Here is a 24,588-nt window from a genome sequence, read left to right on the forward strand (position 1 = left end):
GTCCGCAAAGTTTACGGACTCATCTGGAGGCAACTTCAAGGGCGGCTGTCACAAATCCGCTGCAGGCCACCACCGTGGTCCGAAGCAGCCGAGTATGAGACCGTTCACGGCCTACGGCCCCGAATCCGCTCCTTGTGTCCCACCACGTCAGGTCGGCCGATGTGCCCCTCCGCGCGCTCCGATTCGCCGAGCCAGATGTGCGGGACGTACTGCTGGACGGCCGTGACCACCTCCTGCCGGCACCCGGCGGGGAAGGGTACGCGGTAGCGCAGACGGGGCAGGTCGGGGTGCAACGGCTCCTCGTCGCGGACCAGGGTCCATAGGACCGGGTCGTCGCGGTCGACCGGGCCGGTGGGGAACAGTTCCAGGGAGTACATGGTCTGGCGCCCGAACTTGCTCCAGTAAAGGCCGACTCCCGCGAGGGTCTGCCACGGGACGACGTTGCGGAGTCTTCCGTTGTCGATCCACAGGCCCGTGCGGTCGACGAGGATCCTCGTCCTGCGGTTGGCCCAGTTGGCGATGAAGAGGAACACGCCGACCACGCCCAGCGCCAACATGAACACGAGGCCCACGTACCCCGCGGGGGTGGCCGCGCCCTTCTCGTTCCCGGTAGCGATCACGACCGCGCCGAAGACACCGATGGCGCCCAGGGCGACGAGGAGGACGGAACAGGGGAGTCCGACCATGCCACTGCGGCGGCCGGTCCGTATGACCGTGGCATCCGGCGCGGGGGAGGGCGTGTGCGAAGGCGACATGGTGCGTGAGCCTAGCCAATTCACCTACGCTGCCTCGTCATGACCACGGACGGCCGGGAACACGGCGGGGAACAGGCACAGGGACAGGGACAGGTACAGATGAAGGTACGAGGCGGCGAAGGCGAACCGGCCCTCCCTGGCGTGGACGAGGTCAGGACGAGTTTCCAGGGCCAAACGGACCCAGGGTTCGCGAGACAACAGTCGCAGCAGGCGCGGAGCGCGCGCGGGGCCCTCATGGCCGCCGGGGCGCTGGTGGCGCTGGTCTGCCTCGTCGTGATCGTGGGACGACTCACCAGCGGTGTGCCGACGGGCATGGGGACCATGGTGTACGTCCTGTCCTTCGCTTCCGCCGGCCTCAGCGTGGAGTTGGCCCGGCGCGCACGCACCGGCTGGGCCATGATGGCGATCATTCTCGCGGCGGCCGGCGCGTCACTGGCGGATGTGCTGCCCTGACCGGACCCACCTGCCCGGCAGCCGCCCACGCCGCAGCCTTCGCCTGTGCGCGACGGGAGATACTGCGGGTGCCGAAGGACGAGGAGCAGCAAGGAGAGCCGACATGACCAGTCGACCGGAGAACTCACCGGACCCGCAGGGCGCTTCGCCGGAGCGCGGCGTACTGGACGAGGCCCTGGAACCGGAGCAGATACGTTCCCTGAACTCCGCCCTGCGCAAGCTGTCCGCAACCGATGGCGTCAGCCAGGACCTGCAGGAGGCGGCCAAGAGGATGCTCTCCGGCCGCCTCCCCCTGCGCGACGCCCTGGACGACCCGGCGTTCGCCCGCGCCCTGGGCGGAGGCCTGGCGTCCCTGCGCGGCCAGTGGGAGTCACTGTCGGAGGAGGAGCGCGACCAGATCAGGCACGGAGAGGCACCGGCGAGTGCAGACGCCGCCTCCGGGCAGTCCGACACCGGGGACTCCAAGGACGAGTCCTCACAGTCCGGGAAGAAGAACCAAGGGCGCCACAGCGGCGGATTCTCGCTGTACTGATCACAGACGACTGATCACAGACGACTGATCAGAGACGGCTGATCACAGACGACTGTCCAGCCACAACTGATCGGGGGCGACTGATCACGCGCTCGGCGTACGGTCACGACTGTCGCTGCTTGCGGTACAGCGCGATGGCCGTCTCGGTCGGGTAGTTGGGGACGGTGACGGTCTCGCCGGTCTCCTTGGAGACGACGATCTTGCTGCCGCCGGGCGGAGCGGGCTGGGGCCGCCCGGCGGCGTCCGTGACAGGCGGGAACACCGCGTACACCAGGTAGCCGATGTCGAACTCCTCGACGTGCATTTCGGCGGGGGTGCCGTCCGGGAGCTTGGGCTGCGCGTAGCGGCTGCGGACGAGGGCGAGGGCCTGTTCGGGGGTTGTGGGCCGTGCGGTGTTGTTCGAAGTCACGGCAGAGAGCTCCTTTTGTGCTCAACGGGAACGGTACTGGAGGCCGTTCAGAACAACCCGTGCCACATCTGCTCGACGATCAGCGACCACCAGGCTCCCGGATCGGCCAGCGCTGAGGCGTCGATGGCGACCAGCTGCTCCTGCAGCTCCGCCACCGCCGCACCCGCCGCTACCGGATCCAGGCCCTGCAGCCGCTGCCGCGCGGTGGCGATCAGGGCCAGGGAACGGGCGAAGGCAGCGGCCGAGACATTGACGTAACGCGCCTCGGCGGTGACCGGATCCACCGCCCACACCGCGCCCAGACCGTCCGGCTGCCCGGAACCCGGCTGGCACTGCACCGCCATGACCGCGACCCCGTCGAAGCCGATCCGAATCAGGTACGACAGGGCGCCGATCTTCTCCTCGCCGGCCGGGCTGCGCCGCTCACGCAGATTCGTGGCGACATCGGTGAACAGGCCGCCGGCCGGAGGGGCGTCAGACCGGTCGGCGGTGAAGAAGAGAGGGAGGTCGGCGGGGAGCCCTGCCCACGTGAGCGTCGCCTTGCAGGCGTCCGGCAACGGGCTGTCGGCGAGGGTGTCGGCGTCGTAGCGGCGTACGCCGTCCTGACCGAGAACCTCGACGAGATGGCGGCCGAGGGCCACGTCCCGCATCGGCTCCACAGGCGTCACCTGCGCGGGAACCGGAACGCGGTGCGGGCGCGGCGGCGGCTGCTGCCCCGCGATCCGGTGCATCGTCTCGACCTGCTCGACGAGTGCTTCGATGCCCTCGGCGCGCGCCTCGGGGCGGGCCCCGTAGCTCTGTGAGCAGGAGAGCTGGGCGTTGGGGAAGTTGTTGAGCAGCTCGGCCGTGTAACCGCCGGGGAGCAGGCTGGGACGCAGATCGGTGTGGACGGCCACGACGTTGTCGGCGGGGACGTTCATCCGCCGCAGCTCGGCCCACGCCTGGTACTCGGCGGGAGGCAGGCCCGGAGCGGAGGTGCGGAAGAGGGTGGTCTCCTCGCCGTTCGCCGGGTCGACGTACGTGAAGACGGCGGTGTTGCCGGGGCCGGTGACCGGACGGGTGCCTCCCTCGGAGCCTCCGCCCTGTGCGTGGGCGGCGCCGTGCTTCTGCCGGTACATCTGCACCACCTCGTCGACCGGCACCGACGGCCACAACGTCAGCTCGCCGGTACGGCGGTCCACGACCCCGCACGCGTTGCCGATCTCGGCAGGCGGCCGCCGCTCTCCGGTCACCGGATCACGCTCGGGCTCCGCGGGCGCGGCCCACACGACCCAGCCCAGGTCGAACTCCTGCATCCGCACCTCGCGCCGCGGCTCCGCCGAGCCATCCGGGTTGAGCCAACGGTCGGCGATGGCGAGCGCCTGCTCCTGGCTGGTCACGGGGAGGCTCCTTCAACGAATTCGGTGGGAAGAGTGCGGTAGGAGAGGGAAGCGGGACGAGAGGCAGACCTGCCACGCAGGCCGGCGCGAGGATGTCGCACCTGTGCCTACGAGGCTATCCCCGTGCCCGCCACGAGGATGCGGAGGGCCTTCGCCCCGCGCTCGGTGGCGACGAGCAGGACGCCGTCGGGGGAGAGGTCGGCGGCGGTGAAGGGCGTGTCGGAGATCAGCGCGGCGACGACCTCCTGACCCGCCCGCCTCCAGACCCGCAGGTAGTCCGCGCCCCGGCTCAGCCCGAGCGGGGCGGCGGCCCGTTCCTCCTCGGAGGGCCGCAGGATCTGAGCGGGGTCGATGTCGCCGAGGTGTTCGCGTTGTACGAGCCCATGCACGAGCAGCGCGGAACCCGGCCCCTCGCCGGGCTCGCCTACCGGCTGCGCACCCGGCGTGCCTGCGGGGACGACGAGGACGGCGACAGACGAGGGCTGCCCCTCCGGCCGGGGCAGACTGCCCACCGTCACGGCGCTGACGCCGGTGACGGGCAGGCTCCACAGCGTCCGCCAGGGCAGCTCGATGCCGAGCCGGCCGTGGATGGCCTCGGCGTACTCGGGCAGCCCGTCCTCGACGAACGCGGTCTCCAGCAGGGCGGCGCGCAGCGTGGCGGGCGCCTCGGTGCGGGTCAGCAGAGGGGCCGTACGCAGATACGTACGGGCCGGTGCGCCGAGTTCCTGGGTCGGTACGGCCTCGACCGCGGCACGTAGCGGCACCGGGTCGGCGTGGACGAACAGTCCAGGGTCGGTGAGGAGCTGGGGCAGCAGGCCCGCCTCCAGCGTGTGCCCCGCGATGTGGTCGCGCACGTACGGATCGGCCTTGCTCCAGTCCTGTTCCGGTACGGCCCCCAGCAGCGTCATCGCGACCTGCGTCTGGGCGGCGCGGACGCTGGGCAGACCGGCGCGGATCTCGTCGCCGATGGCCGGATGGAGCAGCCGGAGCAGCGTACGCCCACCGTCAGCGGCGTCGCCCTCCTGCTCTGCGGGCTCTCCGACCTGCTCCTGCTCTACGACCTGCTCCTCAGGCTGTACGAACGGCCCGGCGAGCAACATCCCGCCCGCGATTTCCTGACTCATGTCCTGCCCGGCGACCGCGCTCGCCAGTCGCCCCCACAGGTGGGCCGGTATGCCGTCGGCCTCGGCCAGGGCGAGCGGGGCCAGCAGCAGCCGTAGCGTCTGCGGGTCGGCACCGAGCCGCCGGGCGTGCAGGTCGAGGGCTTCGCCGACGGAGGTCGGCACCAGGCTCTCGTCGGCGGGATCGAAGCCCTCCGGAGCCATCAGGATGCAATGGACGGCCAGTTGGACGACCAACGGACTCGAACCGGCCCGGCGGCCGATGGCCGCTCCCAGGGCGAGACGGGCGGCGGGATCGACGGTGAACGGCAGTTCAGGTGCTCCGAACTGCGGGCTCAGCGCGGTCTGGGCCTGCAGCACCAGACCCTCCGGGTCGGCCCACTGCGGCTCGTCGAGATCGATGACCTGGACGGTCCCGCTCGGGAGACCCGCGGCCAGTTCGGCGGCCGACGCACGCGGCACCTCGGCCAGCAGCCGGACGGTCTCCGTGGCCGCGAGCGGGGCGAGAACCTCCCGTACGAGCCGTGCGGGTTCCCCCGCGGCCCGAACCGGACCCGCACGGTCGACGTCCGGTACGACGACGGTCACCGGCTCGTCGAGAACGGCCAGTTCGGCGTACACGCCCTCGGCGCTGGTGGCCTTCAGCCCGTAGTGGTCGGCGAGCAACCACAGGACCTGGGCCGCGGTCCGCCCGTCGGCGGATGGTACCGCGGGGGCCGGCAGCTCCGGCGGCACCGTCGACGGATCCATCTCGTCCAGCGGCAGCCGCTTGCGGAACTCCGGCTCGCACAGCATCAGGAACCCGGTCAGCAGCCGCGAACGCCCGCTGCCCGGACTGCCGGTGAGCGCGACCACGCGCGGGGCGCCGGGAGCGGCCTCGCGCCACGCGGCGAGTGCGCGCAGAGCGGCCACCCGGCCGCCTATGTGAGGGTGTGGTGCGTAGCCGTCGGTTGAGTCGGTCATGGGATCCCGTCCTCCGCTGGCGCGGACGTATGCGAAGGCTTCTGACTGGTGAGCCGTTCAGGCTATGGGTCGGTGGGCGGGCTTTTCAGATGGGTAGGGCGCCCTTGAAGCGGGAGTTCGGTACGGCGGGGTCGGTGGTGGCGAGCCAGCCGTGGTCGTACGTGTCCTCGGCGAGTTGAGGGCCGGGTTCGACCGACAGGTTCTGGGCTGCCGTGGATGCGTCCGGAACACCTTCGGAATACGCTTCGGCCTCGTCCTCGTCGGCGTTCTCCGTGTACCAGGCTTCGAAGGGCAGTGGTTCTCCTTCGAACTGAGGGTAGGCGTAGGTGCTGTAGGCCCTCCGCGTGTGACCGTCACGGGCGACGTACCAGCTCTCGGAGCCGTTGTAGGGGTCGAGGACGTAGAAGTGAGCCTCACCGCAACGCCCACTGAGTTCCCTGGCCAGCTCGAAACCGTCGAGCTCATCCAGGAACGAGTTTCCCCACAGCATGCGCCAGCGCTTGATGTCCCCTTCCGCGTACTCGTTCTCGAACGCCGGCGTGATGAACACCCTGTAAGCCCTGCGCGTCGCGGTCCGCGAGTCCTGGACGTCCAGGCAGTCGGTGGCCTGCGTGGCGGCGGCCACGCCCATGACTGTGGTGGCCGGCCGAACGTCGTACAGTTCGAGAGCGGATACGGCGTCGTCGAATCGATCCGCCGGGAAGGCCAGCCAGCGGCCCGCCTCGAAGGGGACCTTCACCGGGCGTTCGTCCAGGATCTTGATCCGGACGAGGCGCTCCACAGCCCGCCGGTCGGCATCGTTGAGCGCTTCTTGACCGCCCAAGTCGACCAGGATTTCCAGTGCTTTACGGCGCAGCCGCCCAGGGCCCGTGCGCCGGATCCCACGGAGGCGTGGCAGCACCTCGTCACCCCAGCGCTCGATGATGGACTGGACCTCACGCCCCAGGTTCATGGGGTGCTTGTCGAGGGCGTAGGGCAGGAGCTGGTCGATGCCCGCCGCTCCGAGCGCGACGAGGGCCTCCGTCGCGGCTCTCCTGACGGCGCGGTCCTTTGCGGAGAGGTCTTGAACGAGGGCGTCAACAGTGTCTGGCACAGGGCACAGCCTAGTTTCGTCCCTACCGTCGTTTCGCGACAGCCCACGACAAGCCGGGTCCTGCCGGCAGCGGCGAGGAAGGGGACCGCTGACCCCGCTCGACCGGCGCGGCCAAGGTGTCTTCCGTCCGCCCCGAAACGCCCCCTGCCGCCGCGAACAACGGCCGCAGCACCCCCCGCGTACGACGAGGGGCGCGCGAACCTACTCGCCCGCCACACCCCCGCCGTGCGGCGCCGGCTCCAGGTCGAACTCCCCGTCCCGCGCCCCGAGCACGAACGCCCGCCACTCCGCCTCGGTGTACCGCAGCACAGTCCCGGGATCGAGGGACGACCGCATCGCGACCGCGCCCTCGGGAAGGTACGCGATCTCCACACGCTCCTCGTGCTGCTCCGTACCGGGCGCGCAGTGCCACTCGACGCCGGAGATGTCGAGGGCGTACAACTCGTCCCGCTCCCGCTCCTTGCTCGCCTTGATGTCCTCGGCCTGATTCCCGACCTCGTGGTTGCGTGCCTCGGTCATGCCGCTTGGCCTCTCCTGACGTGCGAACGACGTGTGGGGCTCACCCTACTTGCGTCGGTGGGCCCCATGTGTCCGTTGCGGATCAGAGGTTGTGACGGGGCCGCATGCATGTGAGGTCCTCGCGACACCGCATGGTTCAGAGGCCCTGGCGACGCCGCATGTCTGTGAGGTCCTGACGATGCCGCCCGGGCCAGGGGCCCTGGCGACGCCGCACGCTCGTGAGGTCCTGCGACACCGCCAGCTTCAAAGGTCCTGGCGAGGCCGCATCGTGGCGTGCACGCCCCCGGACGGCACCTGCACCTGACCGTCGTACTCGGACATCGTCCGCTGCCAGATGGCGTCCTGCTCGGCCTCGTTCTGCTCGTGCGCCACGCCCATCTTGCCGAAGGCCACACCCATCCCGGCGAGGCGCTCCGCCAGGCTCGCCATCGACTCGTACATGCCGTCGCGCAGGCCCTCGTAGACGACGCCGAACTTCTCGCCGATGTCGTCGTCGCCCCAGGGCAGGGTGTCGCCCTTCTCCAGCGCCGTCAGCCCGGTCTGCAGGGCCGTCACGGCCTTGGCGAAGTCGATGCCGACGTTGAACATGTTAAGGCCCTCGGTCTTGAGGACCTGAGGATCGGAGTTCATGAATTCCGACGGCACAACTGCCCCCCGTGGCTCGTCCTTTCAGCAGCAACGCCACCTTAGCGGTGCCGTCCGCGAAGCCCCACCCCCGCCCGCTGACGGGAGAGGGGCGGCACCCGCCCGGGTACCGCCCCTCACACTCGACCGCCGTTCACGCTCGACCGGCCGGTCCTCAGAACCGGTTCGGCAGCCACCCCGTCTGGATGAGCTGCCCACCGCGCCGGCGTGTGTGGAAGTAGCCACGGCCGGGCGGCAGCTGCGTCGCCGTGATGTTGCCGAGCAGCGCGCCCTCCGAGCGGTCGCCGGAGAGTACGACGCCCTGGGCGCCGAGCTCACGCATCCGCTGCATCACCGGCTCGTACAGCGACCGGCTCGCACCGCCCGAGGCGCGCGCGATGATGATGCGCAGGCCGATGTCACGGGCGAACGGCAGGTACTCCAGGAGCGGGGAGAGCGGGTTCCCTCCCGTGGCCACCAGGTCGTAGTCGTCGACGATGACGAACGCGTCCGGGCTGCTGTACCAGCTGCGGTTGCGCAGCTGCTCGGGTGTGACGTCCGGGCCCGGCATACGGCGGTTCATCGAACCGGCCAGGCCCTCCAGCGTCTCCGTCAGGGCGGGCGCCGACGCGCAGTAGCGCGACAGGTGCGTCTCCGGCACGCCCTCCAGGTGGGCGCGTCGGTAGTCACCCATGACGATCTTCGCCTGGTCCGGTGTGTAGCGCTCGGTGATCTGCTTGATCAGCAGCCTGAGCATCGCGGACTTACCGGACTCGCTCTCACCGAACACGATGAAGAGCGGGTCGGTCTCGAAGTCGACGAAGACCGGCGACAGCGAGGACTCGTCGATACCGATGGCGACACCGCGGTCCGGGTGCTCGAAGCCCTTGGGCAGCCGGTCGGACGGCAGCATCGTGGGCAGCAGACGCACCGCCGGGGCGTGGTTGCCCTGCCAGTTGTCGTTGATGCCGCGGATGAGGATCGAGGTCGCCTCGGACAGGTCGTCCGTCTCCGAGGAGCCGTCGACCCGCGGCAGCGCCGCCATGAAGTGCAGCTTCTCCTGGGTCAGACCACGGCCCGGCACGGTGGCGGGGACGTTCTGCGCGACCTTGCGGTCGACCTCCGACTCCGTCGGGTCACCGAGCCGCAGCTCGATGCGGTTCTGGAGCATGTCCTTGAGCGCCGGCCGCACCTCGGTGTAGCGGCTCGCGGTCAGGATCACGTGCACACCGAAGCCGAGGCCACGCGTGGCGATCTCGGTGACGGTGGCCTCCAGCATCTCGTAGTCCGTCTTGAAGGTCGCCCAGCCGTCGATGACGAGGAAGACGTCGCCCCACGGCTGGTCGGGCAGCTGACCGGAGTTGCGGCGCTGACGGTACGTCTGGATCGAGTCGACGTTGTGGGTACGGAAGTACTCCTCACGCGTGTTGAGGATGCCCTCGACCTCGCTGACCGTACGGCGCACCTTCTCGGCGTCCAGACGGTTGGCGACCCCGCCGACGTGGGCCAGCTCCTCCATCGAGATCAGACCGCCACCACCGAAGTCCAGGCAGTAGAACTGCACTTCGGACGGCGTGTGCGTGAGGGCGAACGACGAGATGAGCGAGCGCAGCAGCGTCGACTTGCCGGACTGCGGACCACCGACGAACAGACCGTGACCGGCACCGCCGGAGAAGTCCCGGTACAGCACGTCGCGCCGCTGCTCGAACGGCTTGTCCACCAGGCCGACCGGCACGTTGAGCCGGCCGAGCGCCGTGTAGTCGGGTGCGGTCAGGCCGCGCTCCGGGGTGACGGCGAGCTGGGGCAGGAGCTGCTCCAGCGAGGGCGCCTCGTCCAGCGGGGGCAGCCACACCTGGTGGGCGGGCGGACCCTGGTTGACCATCCTGGCGACCAGGACGTCCAGGACGGTGTCGGCGAGCGCGTCGTCCACCCTGTTGTCGGGTTCGGGCTCCTCGACCACCGGCTGCGGCGGCAGCGCGACCTGCTCTGCTGTGAACAGCGCCGGACGCAGCTGCGTCGAGCGGCTCACCCGGGAGGGGCCCTCGCCGTGGTACGGGCCCGACACGTACGCCGCCTTGAAGCGCACCATGGTGTCGGTGTCGTAGCGCAGGTAACCGGAGCCGGGGATCGACGGCAGGTGGTAGGCGTCCGGGACGCCGATCGCCGTACGGGACTCGGCGGCGGAGAAGGTCCGCAGACCGATCCGGTACGACAGGTAGGTGTCGAGGCCGCGCAGCTTGCCCTCTTCCAGGCGCTGCGAGGCCAGCAGCAGGTGAATGCCCAGCGACCGGCCGATACGGCCGATCTGGATGAACATGTCGATGAAGTCCGGCTTGGCGGTGAGGAGTTCGGAGAACTCGTCGAGCACGATCACCAGCGAGGCCATCGGCTCCAGCGCGGCGCCCGCCGCCCTGGCCTTCTCGTAGTCGTGCAGGTTGGCGTAGTTGCCCGCCGAGCGCAGCAGCTCCTGACGGCGCTGCGTCTCACCCATGATGGAGTCGCGCATGCGGTCGACGAGGGTGAGGTCGTCGGCCAGGTTGGTGATGACCGCCGCAGTGTGCGGCATGTCCGCCATGCCGGCGAAGGTCGCGCCACCCTTGAAGTCCGCGAGGATGAAGTTCAGCGTCTCGGAGGAGTGCGTGACCGCGAGGCCGAGCACCAGCGTGCGCAGCACCTCGGACTTACCGGAACCGGTCGCGCCGACGCACAGGCCGTGCGGGCCCATGCCTTCCTGCGAGGCCTCCTTGAGGTCCAGCATGACCGGCTCGCCGTTCTCGCCGACGCCGATCGGCACCCGCAGCCGCTCGTGCAGCGTGCGCGGACGCCAGGTTCGGGACACGTCCACGGTGCCCGCGTCGCCGATGCCCATGAGGTCGGTGAAGTCCAGGTTGGACAGCAGCGGTTCGCCCTCCTCCGCGGAGCCGACCCGGAACGGGGCCAGCTGCCGCGCCAGGGACTCGGCCTGAGCCACGTTGAGCAGGTCAGGCTTGCCGCTGTACGCCGACTCGTGGCCGACGAACAGGCGCATCCGGTCCGGCTTCGCGTAGATCGTCAGACCCGCGCGCAGCTCCTCCTCCAGCTCCCCGGGCGCGATCTCCAGGAAGGTGACGCCCTGCAGGCCCTCGGCACCGGCGAGTTCGGAGTCCGGCGGTACGGTGCCGCCGTCCAGGATCACGATCAGGTGCGGCTGGTCGTAGACCGGGTTCGCCTCACGGTTCCAGCGGGGCCGGTCGTCCAGCTGGTCCGCCAGCGCCTCCTCCAGCTCGCCGAGGTCGTCGAAGAGCAGCCGGGCCGAGCCCGCGCCGTCCTTGGCCTTCGGGTGCTGGCTGTGCGGCAGCCACTTGATCCAGTCCCAGTCCGCCGCGGCGGAGGGATGCGCCACCACGGCGATCATCAGGTCCTCGGGGGAGTGCAGCGTGGCCAGCTGGGCCAGCGCGGCACGGGCGTTGCCGTAGACCGTGTCGGTCTCCCCGCAGACCGTCACGTGGTAGAAGGCGCGCAGCGACACGGCGACGGGCAGGTCGGACAGACTGCCGTGCGCGTCGAGGAACGCCTTCATGGCGGCCGCGGTCAGCGGCTCCAGCTCCTCCTTGGGCGCCGTCTCCGGCGCGACGAGCGGGGTGTTGAGCTGCTGCACGCCGCGGCCGATCCGGACCGACGCGAAGTCCGCGTCGGTCGGGCGCCGCTCCCACAGCCGCTTGTTGTCGGCCGCCACCGCCCACAGCTGCTCCGGGTCGGGGTGCTGGAACAGCTGGCTGCGCCGCTGCAGTTCCGCGGTCTTGTGCACGTCCTTGCGGACCTGCTCCAGATAACGGAAGTAGTCACGCCGGTCCTGGGCCATCCCCGCGCCGCCGCCCTGCCGGGACTTGGCGAACTGGGCGATGGCCATCGCCACGGTCGAGGCGAGCATCAGCCCGCCGACCACCCTCATGTAAGGGGGCAGGTTGGGCATGAAGAAGAAGCCGACGGAACCCAGCATGCCCATCATGGGCAGCAGGTTCATCAGCATGCCCTCGTCGGCCTCGCGCGGAATCTCGGGCGGCGTCTCTAGTTTGACCTCGCCGTCCGGGACGGCCGGGGGCACTGTCCGCGGTGGCCGCTTGATGATGACGACGCTCACCGATGCACTCATCCTTAGCGATTGATACGTCCTGGCACCGACGCCCCCGTGTACCGCGACGTGTTCTCGTTCGCGTAGGCGTCGTTCGCGTAGGCGTCGATCCTACTGATGCGTCCGGTGCCCGAGGGAGGCAGGCGCATGGAGATGCGGCGCAGGTCCTGGGAGGAATGAGGGAGGCAGGGGCTGCGCCGGGTACCGCAACGGATATGGTGGCGCTCCGCGTCGTACGAGCGGCGCGAGGAAGCCTTGTCTAGCAGGGGGAACACCAGGTGAGCACGGGGACTTCGACAGGTTTCTGCCGAATCACCATCGCAGCACCGGACAGCCGTGTCGACGTCGCGCTGCCCGAGGACTTGCCGATCCAGGACCTCTTTCCCGAGATCGTCAGGCTCTCGGGCCTGGTCCAGTCGGACACCAGCCCCTCGGGATACCACCTGGTGACCCGCGAGGGCCAGGTGCTCGACGCCAGCCGGTCGTTGCTGGAGCACCGGGTCCGCGACGGCGAGGTGCTGCTGCTGCGCACCTTCGCGGACTCACTGCCTCCGGCCGTGCACGACGACGTGGTGGACGCGATCGCCGCCGCGGTCAAGCAGGACCTGCGCAGCTGGAACGACAACCTGATGCGGCTCGCCGGTCTCGTCGCGGGATCGCTGCTCCTGGTCATGCTCGGTTTCGTCTTCTGGTTCGCGGACCCGATCCGGCACGACATGAACGGCCTGCAGGGCATCCTCGCCGGTGTCACCGCGCTGGCCCTCACGGCCCTCGCCGGCGTCCGCGCCCGGGTGTACGACGACCGCGGCTCCGCCGTCGCACTCGGCATCTCGGCGCTGCCGCACGCGCTGATCGCGGGCTCCGGCATCATTCCCCAGGACGCGGGTGAAGGCCCCGGCAGGATCCAGTTCCTCGTGGGCTGTGTCACCGTCCTGCTCTGCTCCGTCGTCCTGATCATGCTGCTGCCGCAGGGCGACGCCCCCTTCGTGGCCGCCGCGCTGGCCTCCGCGATCGGCACCCTCGCCGTGTTCTTCGGGGTGCTCACCGAGGCCGAGCCCCGGGAGATCGCGGCCGGCACCGCGGTCGTCGCCCTGGCGGTCGTCGGCTTCCTGCCCGGCTGGTCGGCCCGCTTCGCCAAGCTGCCGATCGGCTTCCGCAACCCGGAGGACCTGGCCCGGGCCCGCCGCGAGGGCCGCGAGGGCGACCAGGAGGCCGTCGACGTCCAGCGCATCGTCGCCCAGACCAGCCGGGGTCACGAGCTGCTGCTCGGTCTGGTGGGCGGCTGTGCCGTCGTCATCATCGGCGCGGGCGGCGCGGTGCTCGGCTTCAGCGACAACGGCTGGGCCCAGCTGCTGGCCCTGTGCACCGGCCTCGCCGCGATGCTGCGGGCCCGTCTGTTCCGCTACACCGCCCAGGTCACCTGTCTGTTCGTCGCCGGTGTCGTCACGCTGGGCCTGCTGGTCCTCGGCCTCGCGATCTCGCCGCCCGCCGACATCGTCATGGAACTGCTGCAGGGCAACTCCGGGCCGGTCGACGTCCGCACCCTGTGGCTCGGCGCATCGGTCGGCGCCGGCGTGCTGCTGCTGATCGCGATCGCCCTGATCGTGCCGCAGAAGGGGCTGTCCCCGTTCTGGGGCCGGATGCTGGATCTCGCGGACTCGCTGGTGCTGCTGTCGCTGGTTCCGATCTGCCTGGCGGTCCTCGACGTCTACGCCAGGGTCCGCGGCGGCTTCTGACCGGCACGGACCGCTGTCCGGAGCGTGCTCGCGGGCTGGTACGCTGTGTGACGGCCGTTTGTGTACGCGCCCCCGGAGCATCTGGGGGACGCGCCCAGCGGATCCCGCCTCCCGAGTCACGGAAGCTCTCCTGAGAAGAAGACCAGGGGCACTCGGTGGCAATCACAGTTCATGAGGAGTACGCGTGCCGCTCGACGCCGCTACGAAGAAGCAGATCATCGCCGAGTTCGGTCAGAAGGAGGGCGACACCGGCTCCCCCGAGGTCCAGGTCGCCATGCTTTCGCGCCGGATCACGGACCTGACCGAGCACCTCAAGACCCACAAGCACGACCACCACTCCCGTCGTGGTCTGCTGATCCTGGTCGGTCAGCGCCGCCGCCTGCTGCAGTACCTGGCCAAGAAGGACATCCAGCGCTTCCGTGCGCTGGTCGACCGCCTCGGCATCCGCCGTGGTGCGGCGGGCGCCAAGTAAGACGCCGTGAAGGGAGCGGTTCCCGGGACGTATCGGGAGCCGCTCCCTTTGCCGTACGTACGCATGATCAGCCGTGCGTGCGGAAACATGCGGAGTGTCACCCACGCTTTGTAGTGTGGTAGCACAACGCAATACGGACGACACAGCACGACAAGAACGAGGAGAAGCGCGCCTAGCCGCCGCCGGTCCTCGGTAGTGGCCCCCGGGGGAAGCGAGCCCCGGGTGCTTCGATCGAAGACCGGCCCGCACCGCACGGAGCGCTTCTCCGCCACCGTCCCCCTGCCACACGGGCAGCGAGGGACAAAAGACGACAAAGTAACGGAGAAAACGCTAGTGGAGAACGAGACCCACTACGCCGAGGCCGTCATCGACAACGGCTCCTTCGGCACCCGCACCATCCGCTTCGAGACGGGCCGCCTGGCCAAGCAGGCCGCCGGTTCCGCCGTGGCCTACCTGGACGACGACACCATGGTGCTGTCGGCCACCACCGCCTCCAAGAACCCCAAGGACCAGCTCGACTTCTTCCCCCTGACGGTGGACGTCGAGGAGCGGATGTACGCCGCCGGCAAGATCCCCGGCAGCTTCTTCCGCCGTGAGGGCCGCCCCTCCGAGGACGCCATCCTCACCTGCCGCCTGATCGACCGCCCGCTGCGCCCGTCCTTCAAGAAGGGCCTGCGCAACGAGATCCAGGTCGTCGCCACGATCATGGCGCTCAACCCCGACCACCTGTACGACGTCGTGGCGATCAACGCCGCGTCCGCGTCCACGCAGCTGGCCGGCCTGCCCTTCTCCGGCCCGATCGGCGGCGTCCGCGTCGCGCTGATCAGCGGCCAGTGGGTGGCCTTCCCGACGCACACCGAGCTCGAGGACGCCGTCTTCGACATGGTCGTCGCGGGCCGCACCCTGGAGGACGGCGACGTCGCGATCATGATGGTCGAGGCCGAGGCCACCGAGAAGACCATCCAGCTGGTCAAGGGTGGCGCCGAGGCGCCGACCGAGGAGGTCGTCGCCGCCGGTCTGGAGGCCGCGAAGCCCTTCATCAAGGTGCTCTGCAAGGCCCAGGCCGACCTCGCCGCGAAGGCCGCCAAGCCGACCGGCGAGTTCCCGATCTTCCTGGACTACCAGGACGACGTGCTGGAGGCGCTGACCGCCGCCGTCAAGCCCGAGCTCGCCCAGGCGCTCACCATCGCCGGCAAGCAGGAGCGCGAGGCCGAGCTGGACCGCGTCAAGGCGCTCGCCGCCGAGAAGCTCCTGCCGGAGTTCGAGGGCCGCGAGAAGGAGATCTCCGCCGCGTACCGCTCGCTGACCAAGACCCTGGTCCGTGAGCGCGTCATCAAGGAGAAGAAGCGCATCGACGGCCGCGGCGTGACGGACATCCGTACGCTCGCCGCCGAGGTCGAGGCCATCCCGCGGGTGCACGGCTCCGCGGTGTTCGAGCGTGGTGAGACCCAGATCCTGGGCGTCACCACCCTCAACATGCTCCGCATGGAGCAGCAGCTGGACACCCTCTCCCCGGTGACCCGCAAGCGCTACATGCACAACTACAACTTCCCGCCGTACTCCACCGGCGAGACCGGCCGCGTCGGCTCCCCGAAGCGCCGCGAGATCGGCCACGGCGCCCTCGCCGAGCGCGCCCTCGTGCCGGTCCTGCCGACGCGCGAGGAGTTCCCCTACGCGATCCGCCAGGTCTCCGAGGCGCTGAGCTCCAACGGCTCGACGTCCATGGGCTCGGTCTGCGCCTCCACCATGTCGCTGCTGAACGCCGGTGTGCCGCTGAAGGCCCCCGTCGCCGGTATCGCCATGGGCCTGATCTCCCAGGAGATCGAGGGCGAGACGCACTACGTCACCCTCACCGACATCCTCGGTGCGGAGGACGCCTTCGGCGACATGGACTTCAAGGTCGCCGGTACGAAGGAGTTCGTGACCGCCCTCCAGCTCGACACCAAGCTGGACGGCATCCCCGCCTCCGTCCTGGCCGCCGCCCTGAAGCAGGCCCGTGACGCCCGTCTCCACATCCTCGACGTGATGATGGAAGCGATCGACACGCCGGACGAGATGTCCCCGAACGCGCCGCGGATCATCACCGTGAAGATCCCGGTCGACAAGATCGGCGAGGTCATCGGCCCGAAGGGCAAGATGATCAACCAGATCCAGGAGGACACCGGCGCCGAGATCACGATCGAGGACGACGGCACCATCTACATCGGCGCCGCCGACGGCCCGTCCGCCGAGGCCGCCCGCACCACGATCAACGGCATCGCCAACCCGACGATGCCCGAGGTCGGCGAGCGCTACCTGGGCACGGTCGTCAAGACGACCACGTTCGGCGCGTTCGTCTCGCTCCTCCCCGGCAAGGACGGTCTGCTGCACATCTCGCAGATCCGCAAGCTGGCCGGCGGCAAGCGCGTGGAGAACGTCGAGGACGTGCTCGGCGTGGGCCAGAAGGTCCAGGTCGAGATCGCCGAGATCGACTCCCGCGGCAAGCTCTCCCTCGTCCCCGTGATCGAGGGCGAGGCCGAGTCCGACGGTGGCTCGGCCGACGACAAGAAGGACGACGCCGACAAGTGACGTCGAGTAGCTCCACGGCGACGGCCCGCACCTCCTCGGAGGCGCGGGCCGTCGCCCGTACCCAAACCCTCATCAAGGGCACAGGCGGCATCGGCACGGTCCGCAAGACCACCCTCCCGGGCGGCCTGCGCATCGTCACCGAGACCCTGCCCTCCGTCCGCTCCGCCACCTTCGGCATCTGGGCGCACGTGGGCTCCCGCGACGAGACGCGCGCCCTGAACGGCGCCACGCACTACCTGGAGCACCTGCTCTTCAAGGGCACCACCCGCAGATCCGCCCTGGACATCTCCTCCGCCATCGACGCGGTCGGCGGCGAGATGAACGCGTTCACGGCGAAGGAGTACACGTGCTACTACGCGCGCGTGCTCGACACCGACCTGCCGCTCGCCATCGACGTGGTCTGCGACATGCTGACCGGCTCGCTCATCCTCGAAGAGGACGTCGACGTCGAGCGCGGCGCGATCCTCGAAGAGATCGCCATGACCGAGGACGACCCGGGCGACTGCGTGCACGACCTGTTCGCGCACACCATGTTCGGCGACAACCCCCTCGGCCGCCCGGTCCTCGGCACGGTCGACACGGTCAACGCCCTCACCGCCGACCGCATCCGCCGCTTCTACAAGAAGCACTACGACCCGACCCACCTCGTGGTCGCGTGCGCCGGCAACATCGACCACAACAAGGTCGTACGGCAGGTCCGGGCCGCCTTCGAGAAGGCCGGTGCCTTCAAGAACCCGGACGCCGTACCCGTCGCCCCGCGCGACGGGCGCCGCGCGCTGCGCAGCACCGGCCGCGTCGAGCTCATCGGCCGCAAGACCGAGCAGGCCCATGTCGTCCTCGGTATGCCCGGCCTGTCCCGTACGGACGAACGCCGCTGGGCCCTCGGCGTCCTCAACACCGCGCTCGGCGGCGGTATGTCCTCCCGGCTCTTCCAGGAGGTCCGCGAGAAGCGCGGCCTGGCCTACAGCGTCTACTCGTACACCTCCGGATTCGCCGACTGCGGCCTGTTCGGCGTGTACGCCGGCTGCCGGCCCTCACAGGTCCACGACGTGCTGAAGATCTGCCGTGACGAACTCGACCATGTCGCCGAGCACGGCCTGTCCGACGAGGAGATGGACCGCGCCATCGGCCAGCTCCGGGGCTCCACCGTCCTCGGCCTGGAGGACACCGGCGCGCTCATGAACCGCATCGGCAAGAGCGAGCTGTGCTGGGGCGAGCAGATGTCCGTCGACGACATGCTGGCCCGGATAGCGGCGGTCACCCCGGACGACGTGCGCTCGGTCGCCCGCGAGATCCTGGGACAGCGGCCCTCGCTGTCCGTCATCGGCCCGCTGAAGGACAAGCAGGCGTCCCGGTTGCACGACGCCGTCGCCTGACAATCCCCTGGTGAAGGAAGCACAAGAGATGAGCAAGCTGCGCGTGGCGGTCCTCGGCGCCAAGGGCCGGATCGGTTCCGAGGCGGTACGGGCGGTCGAGGCCGCCGAGGACATGGAGCTGGTCGCCGCCCTGAGCCGCGGCGACAAGCTGGAGACGCTGGCGGAGACCGGCGCCCAGGTCGCCGTCGAACTGACCACGCCCGACTCGGTGATGGCCAACCTCGACTACTGCGTGGGCCACGGCATCCACGCCGTCGTCGGTACGACGGGCTGGACCGACGAGCGCCTCACGCAGCTCAAGGACTGGCTCTCCGCCTCCCCGGACACGGGTGTGCTCATCGCGCCGAACTTCTCCATCGGGGCCGTCCTGACGATGAAGTTCGCTCAGATCGCGGCTCCCTACTTCGAGTCCGTCGAGGTGGTCGAACTGCACCACCCGAAGAAGGTCGACGCTCCGTCCGGCACCGCCACCCGCACCGCCCAGCTCATCGCGGAGGCCCGGCGGGCGGCAGGGACCGCCCCGGCTCCGGACGCCACGGAGACCGCCCTCGACGGGGCGCGGGGCGCGAACGTCGACGGCGTCCCGGTCCACGCGGTCCGACTGCGCGGCCTCCTGGCCCACCAGGAGGTCCTGCTCGGCGGCGAGGGCGAGACCCTCACCATCCGCCATGACTCCCTCCACCACAGCAGCTTCATGCCGGGCATCCTGCTCGGCGCCCGCCGCGTGGTGGCCACTCCGGGCCTGACCTTCGGCCTGGAGCACTTCCTGGACCTCGGCTGACACGAGGCTCAGCGATGCGCGCGAAGATCTCCTACGCCATCACGGCCGCCGTCCTGGTCGTCTACTTCGTCCTGGTCGGCAGCCGTGGCGTGATGCTGATTCAGTCCGGCACCGTCCTCACCGTCACCTTCGGTCTCGCGGTGCTGATCCTGCCGGTGATCGGCCTGTGGTTCCTGTGGAAGAACACCCAGTTCGTCCGCAAGGCCAACGCCCTGGCCGCCGAACTCGACGCCGAGGGCGGCCTGCCCGTCGACGAGTTGAAGCGCACGCCCAGCGGCCGTGTCGACCGCGACTCGGCCGACGCGGTCTTCGCCAAGCGCAAGGCCGAGACGGAAGCGGCTCCCGACGACTGGCGCAGCTGGTTCCGCCTCGCCGTCGCCTATCACGACGCCCGTGACACCCCGCGGGCTCGCAAGGCGATGCAACGGGCCATCGCGCTGCACGAGGGCAAGACCGTCCAGGCCTGAGCCCTCCGCGGCCCGGGCCGTCCGGCGCGCCGGCGGTACGCCGTGCGGCGACGACGACCCGGCCCGTCCGGCACTCGTCCGCTCAGCCGTGACACGTCGAAGGGGCCGGCCCGCACTCGCTGCGGTCCGGCCCCTTCGACATGCTTGGTGTCGTCAGCCGCGCGTGTTCTCCGCGGCCCACGCCTCGACCGCGTCGGCGGCCCGGTCGAAAGCCTCGGTCCGCGCCAGGAAGTCCGCGTTGTGCGTCGTCATCAGCACCGGCAGCTCGTCCGTGGCCCGGCCCCGCCGTACGAGCAGCAGCGCCTGCCCCTGCACCGTGCGCGGCAACCCCAGCCAGCGCACCGGCTGCTGGGCCGTCCGCACGGCGACGACCTGCTCCCAGGGCACCGTACGCGTCACGAGGAAGCCCACCTGACGCAGCCCGTGCGGGCTCACCCACACCCCCATGCGCAGCAGCCGCAGGGCTCCGGCGATGACCGCCAGCGCGACGGCGAAGACGACCGCGGCGCCGGTCACCGTGCCGGTCAGGGCGGTGATGACCGCCGCGAACAGCACGAACGAGGCGAGCAGCAGCCACAGCGCCGCAACACCCACGCGCCAAGGCCCGGGACGGTAGGGACGCCGCCAGCGGTCATGGTCCTCGAAGGGCAGCGCGACATCGTCGGCTGAGTCGAAAGCACGGTCGGCCGTCAGGAAGGGCAGGGGCACGGCTGGTCCTCACTGGTCCATGCGTGGGCTGTGCCCGGTGAGGTTATCGACCAGTGCCCCCACTCACCACTCTCGGGGGGCCAAGGGGGTGCATCCCACGCCATTCGGGCAGCGGGGGAGGGTCAACGCCCCTGGGACGCCTGCGACTGCTCGGTCTGGGCCCCGGTGTCGGTGGACAGTGCGGGCATGCCGACCACCAGCGAGCCGACGAGCCCGGCGACGAGGGTGAGCCCCAGCAGCCAGCGCCCGGCTATCTCGCCGAGCGACGCCCGCTCACGGGGTGGGGGAGTGACATTGCTGCGGAACCTGTCGGCTTCGGCGACGAAGGCGAAGGGAACGGGCTCGCGCCGACGGAACATGGGAGGTCCGGCTCCTCTCGGGGATCGAACGGATCGTTGTCATCCACACAGACGACCGGGTGCCCCAAAAGGTGCCGGGATTCGCCGGATTCACAGAAATTCGCCGAAGTTCGCCGAGGTATGTCGCGACCCGGCACCGAACGCCCCGTTGTCGGTGCCGGCCCGTAGAGTGGGCGCCGCCCAGAGAAGTGATGGAAGGACCCTCCGAGCCGTGACCGACACCCCCGCCGACGACCTCAAGCCCAGCTTCCGCAGTGACGTCACCGTAGAGCTGGTCAAGCACAGCGCGGCCGACTCCGACGTGCTGTGGGCCGCCCGCGTGTCCACCGCCGGCGAGCAGTCCCTGGAGGAGTTGCAGAAGGACCCCGAGCGCTCCAAGGGCCTGATCAACTACCTGATGCGGGACCGGCACGGCAGCCCCTTCGAGCACAACTCGATGACCTTCTTCATCAGCGCCCCGATCTTCGTCTTCCGCGAGTTCATGCGCCACCGCGTGGGCTGGTCGTACAACGAGGAGAGCGGCCGCTACCGCGAGCTCCAGCCCGTCTTCTACGTCCCCGACGAGTCCCGCAAGCTGGTCCAGGAGGGCCGCCCGGGCAAGTACGTCTTCGTGGAGGGCACCCAGGCGCAGCAGGAGCTGGTCGGCCGTGTCATGGAGGACTCGTACCGCCAGGCGTACGAGGCGTACCAGGAGATGCTCGCCGCCGGCGTCGCCCGCGAGGTCGCTCGCTCGGTCCTCCCGGTCGGCCTGTTCTCCTCGATGTACGCCACGTGCAACGCCCGCTCCCTGATGCACTTCCTCGGCCTGCGCACCCAGCACGAGCTGGCCAAGGTGCCGTCCTTCCCGCAGCGGGAGATCGAAATGGTCGGGGAGCGGATGGAGGCGGAGTGGGCCAAGCTCATGCCGCTGACGTACGCGGCGTTCAATGCGAACGGCCGGGTGGCGCCGTAACGCGCCCGCCTTCCGCAGGCGGGCCAGGGGGCGGCTGTCAGCCGCATGAAGTGTCCGTATTGCGGCATTTAGAGAAGTTCATCTAGCCTGATCAAACGGACCCGGCACTGCTTGAACCCCCGAGCAGGCAGTGCCGGGCTCCATCTTTGTCCTGACTTTTCGCGCCCCCCTAGGGCAGACCCCGCCGTGCGCAACGAGTAGCGTGTAACCCATGGCTCCGACCTCCACTCCGCAGACCCCCTTCGGGCGGGTCCTCACCGCCATGGTCACGCCCTTCACGGCGGACGGCGCACTCGACCTCGACGGCGCACAGCGGCTCGCCACGCACCTGGTGGACGCAGGCAACGACGGCCTGATCATCAACGGCACCACCGGCGAGTCCCCCACCACCAGCGACGCGGAGAAATCGGACCTGGTACGAGCCGTCCTGGAGGCCGTCGGCGATCGGGCACACGTGGTGGCCGGTGTCGGCACCAACGACACCCAGCACAGCCTGAAGCTCGCCCGCGCGGCCGAGCAGGTCGGCGCACACGGCCTCCTGGTGGTCACGCCGTACTACAACAAGCCCCCTCAGGAGGGCCTGTACCGGCACTTCAAGGCCATCGCCGACGCCACCGAGCTGCCGGTCATGCTGTACGACATCCCCGGCCGCAGCGGCGTCCCGATCAACACCGAGACGCTCGTCCGCCTCGCCGAGCACCCGCGGATCGTCGCCAACAAGGACGCCAAGGGCGACCTCGGCCGCGCCAGCTGGGCCATCGCCCGCTCCGGCCTCGCCTGGTACTCCGGCGACGACATGCTGAACCTGCCGCTGCTCTCCGTGGGCGCCGTCGGCTTCGTCTCGGTCGTCGGCCACCTGGTCACCCCCGACCTGCGCGCGCTCGTCGACGCGTACGTCTCCGGCGACGTCCAGAAGGCCACCGAGATCCACCAGAAGCTGCTCCCGGTCTACACCGGCATGTTCCGCACCCAGGGCGTCATGACCACCAAGGCCGCGCTCGCCCTCCAGGGTCTGCCCGCCGGACCGCTGCGCGCCCCCATGGCCGAGTGTTCCCCCGAGGAGATCGAGCAGCTCAAGATCGATCTTGCCGCGGGCGGGGTACAGCTCTAGCACCAGACTTCGCGCGCCCCGGGCGCGCAACGAAACTCCACAACTGAATACGCGGGCCACCGGTGCCCGCACCCCACAACGACAACTGCTTCTGCACGAACGTCACGCGCGCCACGTGCCCGACCGGTACGTGGCGCGCGTGGTGAGGAGAGTCTTTTGAGTCATCCGCATCCTGAACTCAGCGCGCCCCCGCCGCTCCCCGAAGGCGGCCTGCGGGTCACCCCGCTCGGCGGCCTTGGCGAAATCGGCCGAAACATGACGGTCTTCGAGTACGGCGGCCGTCTGTTGATCGTCGACTGCGGAGTGCTCTTCCCGGAGGAGGAGCAGCCCGGAATCGACCTGATCCTGCCGGACTTCTCGTCCATCAGGGACCGTCTCGACGACATCGAGGGCATCGTCCTCACCCACGGTCACGAGGACCACATCGGCGGCGTCCCCTTCCTCCTGCGCGAGAAGCCGGACATCCCGCTGATCGGCTCCAAGCTGACCCTCGCCCTGATCGAGGCCAAGCTCCAGGAGCACCGCATCCGCCCCTACACCCTTGAGGTGGCGGAGGGGCACCGCGAGCGCATCGGCCCCTTCGACTGCGAGTTCGTCGCCGTCAACCACTCCATCCCGGACGCCCTGGCCGTCGCGATCCGCACGCCCGCCGGCATGGTGGTGCACACCGGCGACTTCAAGATGGACCAGCTCCCGCTGGACAACCGCCTCACGGACCTCCACGCGTTCGCCCGGCTGAGCGAGGAAGGCATCGACCTCCTCCTCTCCGACTCCACGAACGCGGAGGTGCCGGGCTTCACCCCGCACGAGCGCGACATCTCCAATGTCCTGCGCCAGGTCTTCGCGGGCGCTCGCAAGCGCGTCATCGTGGCGAGCTTCGCCAGCCACGTCCACCGCATCCAGCAGATCCTCGACGCCGCCCACGAGTACGGCCGCCGGGTCGCCTTCGTCGGCCGCTCGATGGTCCGCAACATGGGCATCGCGCGCGACCTCGGCTACCTGAAGGTCCCACCGGGCCTGGTCGTGGACGTCAAGACGCTGGACGACCTCCCGGACCACGAGGTGGTCCTGGTCTGCACCGGTTCCCAGGGCGAACCGATGGCAGCCCTGTCGAGGATGGCCAACCGCGACCACCAGATCCGCATCGTCAACGGCGACACGGTGATCCTCGCGTCGTCCCTCATCCCCGGCAACGAGAACGCGGTCTACCGCGTCATCAACGGCCTGACCCGCTGGGGCGCCAACGTCGTCCACAAGGGCAACGCCAAGGTCCACGTCTCCGGCCACGCGTCCGCGGGCGAGCTCCTGTACTTCTACAACATCTGCCGCCCGAAGAACCTGATGCCGGTCCACGGCGAATGGCGCCACCTGCGTGCCAACGCCGAGCTGGGCGCCCTGACCGGTGTCCCGCACGACCGCATCGTCATCGCCGAGGACGGAGTCGCCGTCGACCTCGTCGAGGGCAAGGCGAAGATCTCCGGCAAGGTCCAGGCCGGATACGTCTACGTCGACGGCCTCTCGGTCGGTGACGTCGGCGAACCCGCCCTGAAGGACCGCAAGATCCTCGGCGACGAGGGCATCATCTCGGTCTTCGTGGTGGTCGACTCCTCCACCGGCAAGATCACCGGCGGTCCGCACATCCAGGCCCGCGGCTCCGGTATCGAGGACTCCGCTTTCGGCGAGGTCATCCCGAAGATCACGGAAGTGCTGGAGCGGTCCGCACAGGACGGCGTGGTCGAGCCCCACCAGCTGCAGCAGCTGGTGCGCCGCACCCTGGGCAAGTGGGTCTCGGACTCGTACCGGCGCCGGCCGATGATCCTGCCTGTGGTCGTGGAGGTCTGACGGCCCGTCGGACACGGGACCGTGTGAACCAGGAGCGGGGCACCTCGATTTGCATCGGGGCGCCCCGCTCCAGTACGTTTACGGCTCCGCCTGATCGGGAACCCGGCCACCTCGTGCGCCGGAACCAGTCCCCGGAGGGGGCGGGAATTCCGACTCAGAATCTCTGATAAAGTCGGAAGCGCCGGAAAGGGAAACGCGAGAGCGGGAACCTGGAAAGCACCGAGGAAATCGGATCGGAAAGATCTGATAGAGTCGGA

22 protein-coding genes are annotated in these 24,588 nt (G+C 69.7%); 11 read left to right on the top strand and 11 right to left on the bottom strand.

The window, feature by feature from the left end:
- Nucleotides 1-104: 104 nt before the first annotated feature.
- Nucleotides 105-755: a hypothetical protein gene (locus ACFYNL_RS38645; RefSeq protein WP_388812656.1), complete on the bottom strand. Its 651-nt coding sequence runs from the start codon at nt 753-755 to the stop codon at nt 105-107.
- Between the two features lie 24 nt (nt 756-779).
- Complete coding sequence (locus ACFYNL_RS38650) at nt 780-929, bottom strand: hypothetical protein (protein WP_388812659.1); 150 nt, start codon at nt 927-929, stop codon at nt 780-782.
- 60 nt (nt 930-989) lie between these two features.
- Between ACFYNL_RS38650 and ACFYNL_RS38655 the strand changes: the two genes are divergently transcribed.
- Together ACFYNL_RS38655 and ACFYNL_RS38660 are read left to right on the top strand one after the other, a co-directional pair.
- Nucleotides 990-1,208, top strand: a complete 219-nt coding sequence (locus ACFYNL_RS38655) for a hypothetical protein (RefSeq protein WP_388812662.1) — start codon at nt 990-992, stop codon at nt 1,206-1,208.
- Between the two features lie 103 nt (nt 1,209-1,311).
- On the top strand, nt 1,312-1,740 hold the full coding sequence (locus ACFYNL_RS38660) for a hypothetical protein (protein WP_388812664.1): 429 nt from the start codon (nt 1,312-1,314) through the stop codon (nt 1,738-1,740).
- Nucleotides 1,741-1,843: 103 nt separating this feature from the next.
- Here ACFYNL_RS38660 and ACFYNL_RS38665 read toward each other — a convergent pair whose 3' ends face one another.
- The 7 genes from ACFYNL_RS38665 to eccCa form a co-directional block, all read right to left on the bottom strand.
- A complete protein-coding gene (locus ACFYNL_RS38665; RefSeq protein WP_388812667.1) occupies nt 1,844-2,149 on the bottom strand; it encodes a hypothetical protein in 306 nt (101 codons plus the stop codon).
- A 47-nt stretch (nt 2,150-2,196) separates the two neighbouring features.
- Entirely contained in the window at nt 2,197-3,528 is a 1,332-nt protein-coding gene (locus tag ACFYNL_RS38670; RefSeq protein ID WP_388812670.1) for an SUKH-4 family immunity protein, read from the bottom strand.
- A 107-nt stretch (nt 3,529-3,635) separates the two neighbouring features.
- Complete coding sequence (locus tag ACFYNL_RS38675) at nt 3,636-5,612, bottom strand: ATP-binding protein (RefSeq protein WP_388812672.1); 1,977 nt, start codon at nt 5,610-5,612, stop codon at nt 3,636-3,638.
- Nucleotides 5,613-5,697: 85 nt separating this feature from the next.
- A complete protein-coding gene (locus tag ACFYNL_RS38680) occupies nt 5,698-6,705 on the bottom strand; it encodes a hypothetical protein (RefSeq protein WP_388812675.1) in 1,008 nt (335 codons plus the stop codon).
- Nucleotides 6,706-6,906: 201 nt separating this feature from the next.
- The gene (locus tag ACFYNL_RS38685; protein WP_388812677.1) at nt 6,907-7,224 is read right to left on the bottom strand and encodes a DUF397 domain-containing protein; all 318 of its coding nucleotides are present in this window, start codon (nt 7,222-7,224) and stop codon (nt 6,907-6,909) included.
- A gap of 243 nt (nt 7,225-7,467) precedes the next feature.
- Nucleotides 7,468-7,854 (bottom strand): hypothetical protein, encoded by a 387-nt coding sequence (locus tag ACFYNL_RS38690; protein ID WP_388812680.1) that lies wholly within the window; start codon nt 7,852-7,854, stop codon nt 7,468-7,470.
- 169 nt (nt 7,855-8,023) lie between these two features.
- Nucleotides 8,024-11,968 carry a type VII secretion protein EccCa gene (eccCa, locus tag ACFYNL_RS38695; protein ID WP_388812683.1) on the bottom strand — a complete coding sequence of 1,315 codons (3,945 nt, stop codon included), beginning with the start codon at nt 11,966-11,968 and terminating at the stop codon, nt 8,024-8,026.
- A gap of 269 nt (nt 11,969-12,237) precedes the next feature.
- Here eccCa and eccD point away from each other — a divergent pair, with 269 nt between their 5' ends.
- From eccD to ACFYNL_RS38725, 6 genes are all read left to right on the top strand, one after another.
- A complete protein-coding gene (gene eccD, locus ACFYNL_RS38700) occupies nt 12,238-13,695 on the top strand; it encodes a type VII secretion integral membrane protein EccD (RefSeq protein ID WP_388812686.1) in 1,458 nt (485 codons plus the stop codon).
- A 184-nt stretch (nt 13,696-13,879) separates the two neighbouring features.
- Entirely contained in the window at nt 13,880-14,167 is a 288-nt protein-coding gene (gene rpsO, locus ACFYNL_RS38705; RefSeq protein WP_019754236.1) for a 30S ribosomal protein S15, read from the top strand.
- Between the two features lie 333 nt (nt 14,168-14,500).
- Entirely contained in the window at nt 14,501-16,735 is a 2,235-nt protein-coding gene (locus ACFYNL_RS38710; RefSeq protein ID WP_388812689.1) for a polyribonucleotide nucleotidyltransferase, read from the top strand.
- A complete protein-coding gene (locus tag ACFYNL_RS38715) occupies nt 16,732-18,111 on the top strand; it encodes a M16 family metallopeptidase (RefSeq protein ID WP_388812691.1) in 1,380 nt (459 codons plus the stop codon). Before ACFYNL_RS38710 ends, ACFYNL_RS38715 begins: the two co-directional genes overlap by 4 nt.
- Before the next feature lie 28 nt (nt 18,112-18,139).
- The gene (gene dapB / locus ACFYNL_RS38720) at nt 18,140-18,892 is read left to right on the top strand and encodes a 4-hydroxy-tetrahydrodipicolinate reductase (protein WP_388812694.1); all 753 of its coding nucleotides are present in this window, start codon (nt 18,140-18,142) and stop codon (nt 18,890-18,892) included.
- A 14-nt stretch (nt 18,893-18,906) separates the two neighbouring features.
- Nucleotides 18,907-19,359: a hypothetical protein gene (locus ACFYNL_RS38725; protein ID WP_388812696.1), complete on the top strand. Its 453-nt coding sequence runs from the start codon at nt 18,907-18,909 to the stop codon at nt 19,357-19,359.
- A gap of 153 nt (nt 19,360-19,512) precedes the next feature.
- Here the strand turns inward: ACFYNL_RS38725 and ACFYNL_RS38730 are convergent, their stop codons facing one another.
- Nucleotides 19,513-20,067, bottom strand: coding sequence for a hypothetical protein (locus tag ACFYNL_RS38730; RefSeq protein ID WP_388812698.1), 555 nt, complete (start codon nt 20,065-20,067; stop codon nt 19,513-19,515).
- Nucleotides 20,068-20,189: 122 nt separating this feature from the next.
- Nucleotides 20,190-20,426, bottom strand: a complete 237-nt coding sequence (locus tag ACFYNL_RS38735; protein WP_019754230.1) for a hypothetical protein — start codon at nt 20,424-20,426, stop codon at nt 20,190-20,192.
- Nucleotides 20,427-20,637: 211 nt separating this feature from the next.
- Here ACFYNL_RS38735 and thyX point away from each other — a divergent pair, with 211 nt between their 5' ends.
- From thyX to ACFYNL_RS38750, 3 genes are all read left to right on the top strand, one after another.
- Nucleotides 20,638-21,378 (top strand): FAD-dependent thymidylate synthase, encoded by a 741-nt coding sequence (gene thyX, locus ACFYNL_RS38740; protein ID WP_388812701.1) that lies wholly within the window; start codon nt 20,638-20,640, stop codon nt 21,376-21,378.
- 211 nt (nt 21,379-21,589) lie between these two features.
- On the top strand, nt 21,590-22,489 hold the full coding sequence (gene dapA / locus ACFYNL_RS38745) for a 4-hydroxy-tetrahydrodipicolinate synthase (RefSeq protein ID WP_388812704.1): 900 nt from the start codon (nt 21,590-21,592) through the stop codon (nt 22,487-22,489).
- A gap of 156 nt (nt 22,490-22,645) precedes the next feature.
- Nucleotides 22,646-24,331, top strand: a complete 1,686-nt coding sequence (locus tag ACFYNL_RS38750; RefSeq protein WP_388812706.1) for a ribonuclease J — start codon at nt 22,646-22,648, stop codon at nt 24,329-24,331.
- Nucleotides 24,332-24,588 lie beyond the last annotated feature (257 nt).

Source organism: Streptomyces sp. NPDC007808, assembly GCF_042868655.1.
Classification (GTDB): Bacteria; Actinomycetota; Actinomycetes; order Streptomycetales; family Streptomycetaceae; genus Streptomyces.